The organism is Fervidobacterium pennivorans (genome assembly GCF_001644665.1).
Taxonomy (GTDB): Bacteria; Thermotogota; Thermotogae; order Thermotogales; family Fervidobacteriaceae; genus Fervidobacterium; species Fervidobacterium ngatamarikiense.
Genome location: NZ_CP011393.1, coordinates 2,005,084 through 2,018,305 on the forward strand (window position 1 = coordinate 2,005,084; position 13,222 = coordinate 2,018,305).

The 13,222-nt window shown below is 40.1% G+C and carries 12 protein-coding genes; 4 read left to right on the plus strand and 8 right to left on the minus strand.

Going from position 1 to position 13,222, the window contains the following annotated elements; translation table 11 throughout:
* The first annotated feature begins 108 nt into the window (after positions 1 to 108).
* Positions 109 to 483, plus strand: coding sequence for a hypothetical protein (locus JM64_RS09435; RefSeq protein ID WP_064012388.1), 375 nt, complete (start codon positions 109 to 111; stop codon positions 481 to 483).
* Positions 484 to 557: 74 nt separating this feature from the next.
* Here JM64_RS09435 and JM64_RS09440 read toward each other — a convergent pair whose 3' ends face one another.
* From JM64_RS09440 to fmt, 3 genes are read right to left on the minus strand one after another with little or no spacing between them, the layout of a single operon-like run.
* On the minus strand, positions 558 to 950 hold the full coding sequence (locus tag JM64_RS09440; RefSeq protein WP_064012389.1) for a hypothetical protein: 393 nt from the start codon (positions 948 to 950) through the stop codon (positions 558 to 560).
* Entirely contained in the window at positions 910 to 2,187 is a 1,278-nt protein-coding gene (locus JM64_RS09445) for a DUF342 domain-containing protein (protein ID WP_064012390.1), read from the minus strand. The genes JM64_RS09440 and JM64_RS09445 overlap by 41 nt, the downstream gene beginning before the upstream one ends.
* A gap of 34 nt (positions 2,188 to 2,221) precedes the next feature.
* Positions 2,222 to 3,202: a methionyl-tRNA formyltransferase gene (gene fmt, locus JM64_RS09450; protein WP_064012391.1), complete on the minus strand. Its 981-nt coding sequence runs from the start codon at positions 3,200 to 3,202 to the stop codon at positions 2,222 to 2,224.
* Positions 3,203 to 3,398: 196 nt separating this feature from the next.
* Here fmt and JM64_RS09455 point away from each other — a divergent pair, with 196 nt between their 5' ends.
* From JM64_RS09455 to JM64_RS09465, 3 genes are all read left to right on the plus strand, one after another.
* Positions 3,399 to 4,157, plus strand: coding sequence for a tetratricopeptide repeat protein (locus JM64_RS09455; protein ID WP_064012392.1), 759 nt, complete (start codon positions 3,399 to 3,401; stop codon positions 4,155 to 4,157).
* Positions 4,158 to 4,377: 220 nt separating this feature from the next.
* Complete coding sequence (locus tag JM64_RS09460; RefSeq protein WP_064012393.1) at positions 4,378 to 5,136, plus strand: tetratricopeptide repeat protein; 759 nt, start codon at positions 4,378 to 4,380, stop codon at positions 5,134 to 5,136.
* Positions 5,133 to 6,008, plus strand: coding sequence for a carbohydrate kinase family protein (locus JM64_RS09465; RefSeq protein ID WP_064012394.1), 876 nt, complete (start codon positions 5,133 to 5,135; stop codon positions 6,006 to 6,008). The genes JM64_RS09460 and JM64_RS09465 overlap by 4 nt, the downstream gene beginning before the upstream one ends.
* 278 nt (positions 6,009 to 6,286) lie before the next feature.
* Here the strand turns inward: JM64_RS09465 and JM64_RS09470 are convergent, their stop codons facing one another.
* The 5 genes from JM64_RS09470 to minC form a co-directional block, all read right to left on the minus strand.
* A complete protein-coding gene (locus JM64_RS09470) occupies positions 6,287 to 8,350 on the minus strand; it encodes a S8 family serine peptidase (RefSeq protein WP_231882386.1) in 2,064 nt (687 codons plus the stop codon).
* A 17-nt stretch (positions 8,351 to 8,367) separates the two neighbouring features.
* Positions 8,368 to 10,356, minus strand: a complete 1,989-nt coding sequence (locus JM64_RS09475; protein WP_064012396.1) for an Ig domain-containing protein — start codon at positions 10,354 to 10,356, stop codon at positions 8,368 to 8,370.
* A 142-nt stretch (positions 10,357 to 10,498) separates the two neighbouring features.
* Entirely contained in the window at positions 10,499 to 11,506 is a 1,008-nt protein-coding gene (locus tag JM64_RS09480) for a M42 family metallopeptidase (RefSeq protein WP_064012397.1), read from the minus strand.
* Positions 11,506 to 12,582: a M42 family metallopeptidase gene (locus JM64_RS09485; RefSeq protein ID WP_082868386.1), complete on the minus strand. Its 1,077-nt coding sequence runs from the start codon at positions 12,580 to 12,582 to the stop codon at positions 11,506 to 11,508. Before JM64_RS09485 ends, JM64_RS09480 begins: the two co-directional genes overlap by 1 nt.
* Complete coding sequence (gene minC, locus JM64_RS09490; protein ID WP_064012398.1) at positions 12,575 to 13,219, minus strand: septum site-determining protein MinC; 645 nt, start codon at positions 13,217 to 13,219, stop codon at positions 12,575 to 12,577. Before minC ends, JM64_RS09485 begins: the two co-directional genes overlap by 8 nt.
* Positions 13,220 to 13,222: the final 3 nt, after the last annotated feature.

Consider the following 13,222-nt stretch of genomic DNA (forward strand, 5'->3'; position numbering starts at 1 on the left):
TGAAAGGTCTAAATTTATGGAAAAGATATCCAAAGAGTTTCTTTACATTAGGTGTAGATTTAAAGGCGGGGTCTCCATCTTGTGGTAGCTCAGTTAAGGGGGGATTGTATGGAGAGCAGAGAAAAGATGTTAAGTTATGTAAAGTATGAACATGAACTTGAGACAGAATATCGCGAAAAACTTGCCGAAGCAAAGAGAAAAAGCGATGTCAGGGATGTGTTTGCAGAGTTTATTATAAAGCTTCTCAGGAAGATTAATCCAGACATCCCCGCTTCGCTACAAGAACAAATCCGTTTTGATGAAAAGGAATTCCAGTTTGAATTCGTTAATGAGCTCAAAAAAGTTGTAGATGAACTTTCGGAAGGAAGCGATTTAAGAGCGATAATAAACAGAATGTATGAGGCAGCAAGTCACAGATATAAAAAAATTGAACACGACGAAAATCTTGACTACTTTAGGATTGGTAACAATGCAAAAAAATAAATTTCTCCCCCTCCCCATCCCCCAGTAAAAGACATTGTCCCGTGTGTTGGACTCCAACACACGGGAATTTTTTCTCAGTATCCTTTGTTTTGATATTTTAACTCTTTTAGCGCTTGTAAGTTCAATGCCCTGGGACCTAACTCAAACGTGGTTTTATAAACCTCGCCAAGGATATTTATTGTGACACCAGCAAAACAAGTCTCTTTGATTATAATCCTTGGATTCATTTTCAATACTTCCTGAACTGAAACGTGTTTCAAGACTTTTAACTTTTGCCTTAACTTGCTGATTTCGCTTATAATTTCCTCCCTCCTCGCTTCTAATTGAACAATAAGGCTTTTCAGTTGGTCCTTCTTAATCGTCGCTCCAGATATTTTTTCGAACGCAGTCCGCAGCTTAACAATATATCCGCTCACATCGTTCAATTCATCTAAAAGTAATTTCAGCCTTGGTTGTTTCATATTCAAAATCTATACCAACTTCAACATTCGTTGCTAAGCCATATTTGTTACCAATACTTTTAACTTCTATAAGCTCAACTGCTTTCACATTACCTCCAACAATCAAACCTTCCCCAGTGACTTTAACACTTCTTCCGGCTATCACATCAGAGTTCATTATGTAATCTTGCACATTCACATCCTTTTGCGCAATCACCAAACCTTCTGTAACGAACTGCACAGTAACGCTCCCATCAGCAACTATGGCACCTTTACCTCTGCCAAAAAAACCACCTTTTATATACACGTCCCTACCTGCTTTTATTCTGACACTACCGGAAACCAACCCATTCACCCTTAAATCCTTACCAGCGGTTATCTTAAAGGCTCCATCCAGATTGCATGTAATGATAATTGTTCCTGGAAAATTTATTTTCTGGCTTTTTTCCAAATCCCTTTCACCAATTACAAGAACGTCCCTTACATGCACCACTCCATTGTCATCAACACATGGCTGACCTTCGATGGTAGCTATTATTTTATTATCAACCACCTTTGTGTTCTCGCCTGCATATTTCCTTAAATCAAAATCCTTACCTTTCCGGCTAGGCAATTCTTTTCCTGTCACGGTCTTACCTGGTTCTCCATCTTTCGGAGGTACCTTCTCAGCAAGTACCTGTCCTTCACAGCATCTTGGAAATTCGTCAAAGCCTGTAAAATCTTTTGATGTATTGAATTTGTAATTTATCATCGCATCCACTGGAGGAGTTGGCTCAACACCTTCTGCGACTATTATCTGTTGATATGTTAGCTTCTCTTCGACAATCTTTTCCAGCACGTCCTTCTTAATTCCATAAACCACTCCGGAATTAGTTAGGACTTTCATTAATTCTTCAACTGTAGGCACTTCTTTTTCAAAGCCCGGGATGATGGTTACGTATGCTTTCATTTCATCTTCACTTATCGTTACATGAATCCTCGGATTTTCATATTCTTTAAGTTTCTCCTCAAGATTTTCAATTTTAGGTAGCGTTTTTTGCAAATGTTCATCTTTCTTTTCTACTGTAAGTTCTGAAGAATATTCTTCACTCTTTGACTCTTTTACTTTAGAAACTTTGAAGATTGTCGGCGTCACTACTGCACGGATAGTCCCATCTGTATCTGTATTAACGTCAACATGAACATGCTCATACCATTTCGGTCCGTATCGTTTCTCAAGCTCCTCGAAGACTTCTACAAGCTCTTTCACCTTAATAACTTCCATGCACCTCACTCCCTGATTGCTTTTCCATCTTTTTTTACCTTTCACAACATGGGGCTTGATCAATTCTTTCTAAACGCATACCTTCTCTCACAAGTCCTCCATTTTTCGCGTCACTAAACCCTATCTTGCTTTTCCCTGGAAACTGGATATACTTTATCCACAGTGCATCTTTTCCACAAACAATCAATCCTCCATTTGATTTGTCTACTGAAATTATCGTACCTGGTTTGTATGCACTATACTCATCATTTTGTTCTATCACGCAAGCGCCAAAGAGTTTGACCTCCGTACCGTTTAACCTTGCTCTCACACCTGGAACTGGGTCATACGCCCGTATTTTGTTCCTTACCATCTCAGCCGGCATTGAGAAATCAACGTGCAAATCATTCTTGTCTATCTTAGGGGCGTAGCTGGTTTGTGAGTGGTCTTGCGGAACGAGTGGCACCGGATATCTTTTCAAGAATTCGTCGAGTAATTCTGTTCCATAATTAATCATCTTTTCATACAATTCGCCAAGTGTTTCACATTCACCAATTTCAAACGGTTTTTGCAAAGCTATATCACCATCGTCCATCCCTTCAGAAATTTTAAATATCGTAACCCCTGTAATTTTTTCCCCTGCTTCCAGACATCTTTGCATAGGAGCTGCACCGCGGTATCTAGGTAAAAGAGAAGCATGAACATTATAGAATGGTATAGCATCTAAGAAAGGTTTCTTCAAAAGCCTGCCGTAGGCAACAACAATTCCGATATCAGGTTTGTATTTCTCGATTATCTCCGTTCCTTCCTTCACCAAGCTTTTGGGTTGAAAAACAGGGATATTATGCTTCAAAGCCACCTCCTTTACAGGAGTGGGCAACAACTTCTGACCCCTGCCACGTGGTTTGTCCGCCTGTGATATAACAGCTACCACATTGTAGCCTTTTTCCAGCAAAAATTCCAGATAACGTGCGGCAAATTCTGGAGTGCCAAGAAAAAGGATCCTTAAATCATTTCTCGCATTTTTACTGCTCATCTATTATAACCTCCACTCCCTTTTCCTAACTCAAGGTTGCTTTCATTCCAGTATCTATCAATTTTTATTATACCACAAAAGCAAATTTCAAAATGTGTTGCAAAAATCCATAAAAGTTTTGATATAATTTACAATGTTAGAAATGTAAAACTTTGAAAAGTGGCATACACTGAAACCAAAACAGGGAGGGATAAGGATGAGAAAGTTCGGGTGGATTTTTGTGGTAACGTTAGTTGCACTCTTACTGAGCACATTTACTTTTGCTGAAGTTAAAGCTCAAGATTTGAACAAGATGTTCTACGAAGCGAGAAGAGACCGAGATGTGAACAAGATACAGAACGTGATAAAAACGATAGAGTCAACACCAAATTTTGACAAAGATACAACACTCTTAACAATTCTCGCGGATGCATATTTGGAATACGGTCTGTGGGGAGTTAGCGACAAGGAAAAGGAAAAAACTTACGAAAAGGCCCGCCAATATGCTGAAACGGCATTGAAACTCGACCAAAAGAATGGAAGAGCGTCTTACATAGCAGGTGCCGCAATTGGTAGGCTCGCACAGTACAAAGGCATTGTTCAAAGCCTATTCATGCTTGGAGATTTCGACAGATACATCGACAATGCAATTAAACTACTGAACGAAAACGACGAAGAGCAAAGATTATATAAAACATTTGCTTACATCGCAGCCGGAATGAGGAATAGAGATGTCCCGTGGCCACTTTACAACTATAAAAAATCCGAAGAACAGCTGAATACAGCAGCTAAACTAACTCCTAACTACTCAAACATATACCTTGAACTTGGTTTTTTGTATCTAAAAACCGGAGATAAAACGAAAGCAAAGGAGATGTTTGAAAAAGTTATTTCAATGGGTCCACATCCATGGCTTGTAAAAACCCACGAAGAAGCTGTCAAAACTGCGCAAGAAGAACTGAAAAAACTAAAATAAGCATTATAATGAATACAATAAGAACGCCTCGCCTAATTATGGCGGGGCTTTTGTTTCATTTTTTAGAAGATTTCTTGCGAAAAAAGAAGCTACAAATTGCTCTTTTAGTTTATAAAAGAAAAATTGCGAATAGAAATCATTAAACCGATGCAAGGATTTACACTTTGAACTGTATAATATCTTTGTAAATTACCACACTAACTCAAGGGGAGGTAGGGGTATGAAAGGTTCGCGGTTGTTTTTTGTAACAAGTTTATTCATCGTCTTTCTTTTTATATCAGTTTTCGGTAACGTTACCAGTGAAGAACTAAACAGGATGTTCTACGAAGCAAGAAGAGATTACGACGTAGAGAAGATTCTCAAAGTGATTAAGACTATCGAAGGGATTCCCGGTTACGACAAAGACGCAAGGCTTCTGACTATACTTGCAGATGCGTATATGGAATACGGTGTGTGGGGTGCAAGTGATAAGGAAAAGGAAAAAACGTACGAAAAAGCACGCCAATATGCTGAAATGGCATTGAAACTCGACCCAAAGAACGGTAGGGCTTCGTATATTGCTGGTTCTGCAATCGGGAGATTGGCAAAATACAAAGGTATTGTTCAAAGTCTATTCATGCTAGGGGATTTTGACAAATACATCGACAACGCTATAAAACTTCTTAACGAAAACGACGAAGAGCAAAGACTTTATAAAACCTTCGCACTCATCGCGTCCGGTATGAGATACAGAGATGTCCCGTGGCCACTTTACAACTATAAAAAATCCGAAGAGCTTCTCAATGCCGCTTTAAAACTTACGCCAAATTATCCGAACATATATTTAGAGCTTGGTTATCTCTATCTTAAGACTGGAGAAAAAGCTAAGGCGAAAGAAATGTTTGAAAAAGTTGTCTCGGGTAAAGCTCACCCATGGCTTATCAAAACACACGAGGATGCTGTAAAAAGTGCACAGGAGGAATTGAAAAATCTCAAATGATTGTAACGTGTATTGGAAAGTTAAACATCGATTTCAACTACTCAGTAGACACTATAGAGATTGGCAAAAACCATGTATCCGAGAACGTAGAAACCTCTATTGGTGGTAAGGCAACAAATATCGCAGTTGCACTGCAAAAGCTTGGCATCCAGACTCAGCTCATTGCAAACATAGGAGATGATGAACTCGGCACAAGAGCAATTTCTCAACTACAGTCATTCGGCGTAATTCCTCTAATTAATGTGAAGCCCGGCACACGCACGGGCTTCACGTTTATCGTTGTTGAAGGCGATGGAAAAAACACAATGTTCAACTATCCTGGAGCAAATGGTATGCTTTGCGCTGAAGACATTGCAATGCACGAAAAAACAGTAAAAAGTTCTGACCTTATCTTTTACCAAGTCGGTGCAGGAGAATCTGATGAAATAATATCATATTTGAAGACCTTGGGTAAACCCATCTTTCTCGAATTGTGCGAGTATGTAGAACCGAAAATGCTTGGTGGGATAGACTTCGTTTCACTTAACGAAGAGGAGGCGTTGAAAATCACAAATACGCTAAATACATTTGAAGCCCTAAGCATACTCTTGAACCTTGGGATACAGAACATCTTCTTGAAACTTGGTTCGAAGGGAAGTGTATACGCCAGCAAAGAGAAGATAACGTATGGAGAACCATATACGGTAGATTCAATCGACACAACGGGTGCAGGAGATGCATTTAGTGCTGGGTGCATATATGGGATTCTAAACAATTTCTCGGTCGAAAACATTCTCTCTTTTGCTAATAAATGTGGTGCACTGACATGCACAAGAAAGGGCACGACAACTGCGTTTCCAACGATTGAGGAAGTGCAAAAGTTCAAAAATTAGAAAAATTTTCTCAGGTTCTTAAGTCGGCTAATTCTTCTTTTTTCTATATGACCTTTCTTGATGCTATGCATACTTAACTCTGTAAATTGAGAATTGAAACACCCCCTCCAACCTTGTGCCTATCACAAGAATACGTAGAAGAAAAAAGTACGACTGAAATAAACCAAGTATTCCACCATTGGTTTGTGCCTTTATCCATTGAATGCAAAAGCAAGACATATAAAAAAACCGACGGGGCTACACACCCCATCGGTTTGGTGTTTTGTTAATTGTCGAACTTAATTCTGTCCAAATACTGTCCACCAAGCAAAAGGCATCTCAAAATACATATTAGCAAAATAAGCTCCAATATCATCGAGTACAAATCCCTCCGTTTCTCCCATTGGAATATTTACTCTAATTGGAAGTGCGTGACCATTAACCGTTGCGGTTCCTTCAAGAGTAATGTCGGTATCAGCTGGTGTGTCCAATGCTACAGAGAGAACAAGTAATCCGGATTCTGCCGAAAGGACCTTCTTGTTTGTATTGTATGGTAACTCATATGTATCGTTTGTTAGTAGGTTCTCGATCTTGAGCGAAGCACCTGAAAGCGGTGTGACGAATTGAACTGTAAACGTCGATGTGAACTTGTACGTCTTTGTCGCGTCCGCTGTGAGGTTGATTGTATCGTTAACCTGCCTTTCCTCTGCCATTCTGAATGCTGTGTAATATGCCATGAATCCGTCTGGTGATTCACATCTTTCGTAGCTATCAGGTCCTCCGATTATTACTTCGTATTCACCTGTGTCAATCGCTGGGAAGTGGGCAATACCAAATGCATCTGTTTTTGCGTAATAGGCTTGGTATCTTCCGGAAATATTCTTCTTGAGAGTTACAAAGACTGAAGGAATCCCCCAGCTTTCGTAAGCATCGGTAACAACTATATCAAGTGTCGCTCCACCAGAGGTTGGAAGCGCACCGGCCGCAAATGCATTTTTAACATTGACCAATCCGTATCCTGAATAGTGGTCCCAACCCGGTTCATCAATATCCTTAGCTGTACTTTCAATAAGCTTTCTAATCTGCCATGGTTTTGCATCTTTATATTTTTGGAGTAATAACGCAACAACACCTGTCACGTGTGGAGCTGCCATTGAAGTACCATTGTAGTAATCATATGTTCCGCCATTTTGTTCAGAGACTACAGATTCCCCCTCGTAACCAAGGCTTTTAGGAAGTGGAACTGTGGAAAGAATATTCACACCAGGTGCTCCAATAACTACAGAATCAGCTTTTGTAGAAAATCCAGTTGTCTTGAATGTACCACCGTCGTATTCAACAGCTGCCACCCTGATGACTCCTGGGTAACCGCATGGATATTTAAATGCTGCTTTGTAGTAGTCGTTACCTGAAGAAACAACCATAACAACCCCATGGTCCATTGCATAATCAAATGCTGCTTTCATCGTATGGCTGTATCCGCTACCACCCCAAGAGTGGTTCATTACCTTTGCGCCATGGTCTGTTGCCCAGATTATACCTGCTGCAACATAGTCATCACCAACATAACCATTTCCACCAACAAGAGCTGGGTCATCGAATATAACTATTGGCATTATCTTTGCACCGGGTGCCACACCAACGATACCTTTTCCATCTTTCTTTGCTGCAATCGTCCCGGCTACGTGTGTTCCGTGTGAACCACCGTAGGATGAGTCTGTGCCTGCTGGAAGTTCTTCATTAAATCTTGGTCTGTATCCTTTAATGACTTGCCCTTGCAAGTCTGGGTGTGTCCCATCGACACCAGAGTCAACAACGGCAACGATTACTCCTGTCCCTGAAGCTTCAGGCCAAACTTCTGTTGCACCGACTGCTTCGACACCCCATAGCAACGAGCTAAATTCTTCGTTTCCTCTTGGATTTGTGCTTGTCAATCTTGGCTCGAATTTTGATGCCTTTTCAACATCACCCTTTATTGGGAGTGGTTCAATTAAGCTTCTCTTGTAGCTCGGCTCGACATATCTGATACCTTTTATTTTCGCTTGCTTTATTTTTGCATAAGCATCTGCAACCGTTCCATTGAATTTTATAGACACCATCTTTATCTGTGGCAGGTCTACTACTATCTTTCCGTTGAGCAACCTTGCAACTTCAAGCGCACTATCTTTTGATTCATAACCGACAAGTAATTTTCCTTCAACATATTCATCTGGAATCAATTTTCCGAAAAGTATCGGCTGGTCAAATTTAGATGCTTTATTGTCATTCTTTGCTCCATTGTTAACCTGTGGTGTACATGCAAAGACAAAGAGAAATATCGCAACAATCGAAACGATTAATAATGCACTACTGAATTTTCTCATCATCTATCCCCCCTTTCTCAATTAATGCCAGTTGTAAATGTGTAGTAAACAGAAGGTTTTATCGATAATGATGAACCAAGAAGAACGCCCGTATCATCTGCATGTATCGAATAAGCAACCGATTTAAACTTCTTGTCTGGATCATTCAAACTCAAACCATTGTATATTTTCTGTGCCCAGGCATGTCTTAATGTCCAGCTAAATGTCTTGTTTGCCTGGAGCTTGTCGTATGGATAAGCATCTGCTAATCCAAAGTCAATCCAATATGGACCGTAAACCGGATCTTCAACATTGCCCTTGAAATAATCACTAAATTTGACTTCTACTTCTTCTGTGTCTGTTAATAATCTATAGTAGTAGGCATTATTATTAGATGGATTAATGAATCCAAGACCGTAGTACGTTATGTCATTTTGAATCCAGTCATATATCCACAAACTGTAAACATATTTAAGCGATGTTGTCGGAGATTCTTCATCCGTTGGTTTGTAAGCCTCAACACCAGCAAATTTCCATTTGAATATTGTATCTCTTGATACGTTCGTTGAGCCATTCTTCGGTGTTTCAACTTCTATATTCAGCAATGGAAGTGGTGTCACATAACCAATAACCGTTAGCGTTGCTTCGTAACCATCGTAAACCGAAGATACAGCATACCAGGTCTTCTTTCCAACTTCAAGAAGTGGGGAACTATCTCTGTAGTAATAGTAACTTTCTGGAAGCGTTGCTATTGCTGACCAGTTTTCGCCATCAAATGACCTGTAAACTCTGTAAGCTTTCGGTTGGGTAGTTCCTGATGCAGAGTACCATCTTCTCCATCTTACCTCGATCCAGAGGTTAGAATCATCGTTTGGTGCACCTGCAGGTTCAAATGTATTACCATTTGCATCAACACCTTTTATATTCTCTGGTATTTTTGGCATTGAATAGTATTTAACGGCTTGTCTTCTTGTATATGCATAAATGTCATACTGAGTTGTGTAATATGCAGTGTTTCTTTGAACGATGTATGGAGTTATACCAGTTTGTGGTGTTCTCTTTACGTTAATCCAGAAAATCTTCTCAACTTTATTGTCGTTGTGGTCGTAAACATCAACAACTATCGGTATTTCACCTTCAAATTCTGCAAGTGATAAGGAACCTTCAAGAACGTTACTCGCTGCTGCGTACAACCTTGGGGCCGAGAAATAGCTTGCTCCCGGAATGCCATTTGCCTTCGCGTATATAATATTGATTCCACCATCAAATTCAACAGGTGTTGCTGTTACAACAATATAAATGCTGCTTAATGTAACATCAGTTGCAACGTCTACTGGATTACCATTTTTACTATCATAGAATTTAACATCAACTTCAATAGGAACTTCCATTGTTGTCTGAGCTGCTGTGGCTTTTCTTAATGTCGTTGTAATTTCGGTCTTTTGGTCCCTTAAGCATTTCATTCCAAGTATCGATGTTCTTGCATACCCGTCTTTTGAGATTAAAACGTTAAGGAATTCTTTCTCAGCATCTGATCTGAAGAGCACAGTTGCAATACCCTTGCTATCGCTGTATCCTACACCTCTTAAGTTCCCGTTTGAATCTTTGACTTCAACCTTTGCACCTTCTACAACCGGACCTGAGGTGTATTGTGCGATGTTTACAACGAGTGTTCCAGAGTTCTGAACAACAACCTTAAACGTCTTTTCTGCCTTTGCACCTGCTTTGTCGATAGCTTCAACAGTTATTGTGTACTCTCCTACTTCGGTTGGTGTCCAAGTATAAACACCGTTCGATATGGTTCCCTTACCCGTTGTTTTGAGCACAATATCCTGGAGGTTGTTGTCTGGATCACTAACGTACCCTTTCAAATCCACCGTAACTGTTTGACCTTTAAGAATAGTTTGGTCTGGAATGTTTTGCCACACAGGTGGTTTGTTGAACAAGTTGCCTACTTGCTCACACCCACTCAGTGTGAGAATGAGCAAAAGCACTAAACCGATAGTTAAAAATACCGCTTTCTTCACCTTAATCCCCCCTCTTTTGAGATGTGGTATTACGGGCTAATTTAAGGATTTTAACCCCCCTAAAAGGTGGTACGTGACGTCATATTAAATTATACAATTTTTTGTAAGGTTATGTCAATATTTCCCAAAGCGCAACCGAATGTTAAAAATCAGTTCTTCTAAGAAATCCTTTCAGCAAAGCAATGGTATACTCATAATCTTTCTTGTTAATTACAGAAACAGGCGAGTGTATATACCTTGCTGGCACTGAAACAACACCAGCTGGAATGCCTGTGAGCGCGTATCTTCGCGCGTTTGTTCCACCCACTGTGCGCATTTTGTATTGGAATGGTATGTTCAACTGTTTTGCCGTTTCGATGAGTTTTTCAAAAATTGTTTGATGGACAACATATCCACTGTGCATAAATGTGATAGCTGGTCCATCACCAAGGTGTGTCGACCACAGTTGCTTTTCAAGCTCTGGATCATCTCCGCTTGTTGTTGTCTCAACTGCAATTGCAATATCTGCTTTGAGTTGTTCCGCGATTATCGCTGGTCCCCTAAGTCCTGTCTCTTCTTGGACTGTGAATGCGAAGTATATGTCATTTTCTGTTTCAATATTTTCGTCTATTAAGTCCATCAACACACTGCATCCACACCTATCATCCAACGCCTTTGCGATGATATACTCACCTTGTTCTTCGTAAGGTGTGATAAATGAAACATAGTCTCCTATTTTAACTTGTTTTTCAGCTTCTGCTTTTGATTTCGCTCCGATGTCTATTTTCAGTTCACTGTACTTTGGTGTGTTCGTGTATCCGTCTTTCTGCAGGTGTATAGCCTTGTAACCTATCACACCAACAACTTCTTTTCCAACCCTTACCTTTTTTCCAATGATAACCCTTGTGTCTACTCCACCAACTGGTGCAAAGGAAAGTGTTCCATCTTCATTGATGTTGGTGATCATAAATCCTACTTCGTCCATATGTGCATCGAGTAAAATTTTCTTCCCATTGCCTTTACCTTTTTTAAGAGCAATTAAGTTTCCCATTCTATCGACAAAAAGTTCGTCAACTTTTCCTGATATTATTGATTTTATAAACTCTCTGACATTATCCTCGTTACCAGATGGTCCACTGAGTTCCGTTAGTTCTTTTAGGTACTTAAGCATCATTCTCCCTCCCTGACTGAGCCAATGCTTTGCAATTCTTCATATTCGATTTCTGGCAAGTGCACTGCGGAAAATGCAAGCAGTTTAGCCGTATCTTCAACATCTTTAACGATAATTTTTTCGTAAGGGTTATGCATGTATTTTAATGGGATAGAAATCAATGCTGTCTTCACACCTATTCTTGTTAGTTGAACTTCATCGGTATCTGTACCTGACCTTCCTGCAATCGGTTCTACTTGTACTTTTATATTGTATTTTCCAGATATTTTATTAATATGTTCTACAAATCTTCTGTTTGTCACCGGTCCAACGGCAACAGCAGGTCCTTCACCCATTTTGATTCTTGGATATCCTGGAATATCTTCATCTCCGTGCGTTACGTCGATAACTATCCCATATTCGATTTCCGATATATACGCCCCACTTCTTGCACCCGGTCCACCAATTTCTTCTTGTGTTGAGAATACATGGTAAACTTCCGCATCTGTCTTTATTTTGCTAAGTAATTCCGCTGCTTTTATTATCGCAACACAGCTTGCCCTGTTATCGAGCGCTGGTGCAAAGATTGTTCCGTTCTTTTCAAAACCTTCAACATCGAGTGTTACCAAATCTCCGATAGATATGTTTTTCCAGTTCGGGTTCATCGTCACATCAACAAAGAGATGGTCGTAATCTGGCACTTTTTTTGATTCTTCCGTTGTTTGCAAGTGAGGAGGCATGAACCCAACAACGCCTCTGAGCCTGCCGTTTTTAGTGTGAACCCAAACTTTCTGGCTAATTACTGTCTTTGGGTCCCAACCACCAACTCCTGAAAGTCTCAGAAAACCATCCTCGTAGATTTTTGTAACAACGAATGCAATTTGGTCTGCATGCGCAAAAAAGCCTATTTTTGGTCCCGTACCTTTCTTCACACATACCAAACTTCCCATAGGGGTTCTGAAACATTCATCAACAAAAGGCTTCATTATCTGCTCAATTTCCTTTAATACCTCGTCTTCGTATCCAGAAGGTCCCGGAATCGAAGTTAATCTCAAAAGCAGTTCATTTGTTTTCAGTTCCATCTGCTTATTAGCCAAGTTCTATCCCTCCTATCTTACTGTCGTATTTTCCAACCTCTATTCGTCCTGCTTTTACATGGAGAACAACTGGATAGTTGAATTTCTCAGTAAACGTTCCTTTCAAATCTGAGATTTGGACAAAAGGTGCCTCAAAGCTCAGAGCGATGATAACAGATTCCCTGCCTTCGTTTATCCCCGCCCTCACTGTGCCTTGGCAACGTCCAAAGATAACGACACTACCACCAGCGACAATTTCAGCACCTGCATGCAAGTTGCCTACCAAGATAACATCACCAGAATGGATAATACTCTGCCCACTTCTCAGATTTTTCTTTACCAGCTTGGTTCCAGAACGTGTATCACCTTGATTGACCATATCGACTTTCTTTCTAATAATCACATCATTTTTCCCTTCGGACCCCATTAAAACATGAGAGATAGTGAGTCCAAGTTCTTGGACCCTTGCAACGATTTTCGGGATATCTGAGATGTGTTTTTCGTGCTCTTCCACAAGTAACATGATTTTGTCGCCTTTGGCAAAGAAATTGCCCATAGCTTTTACTTTGTCCTCTATTTTTTGAAGTACATCAACAATATCCGTGTAATCCTTTATGTACAACACAAGACCATCTTTTGTCATCTTGAAATCTACCATCGC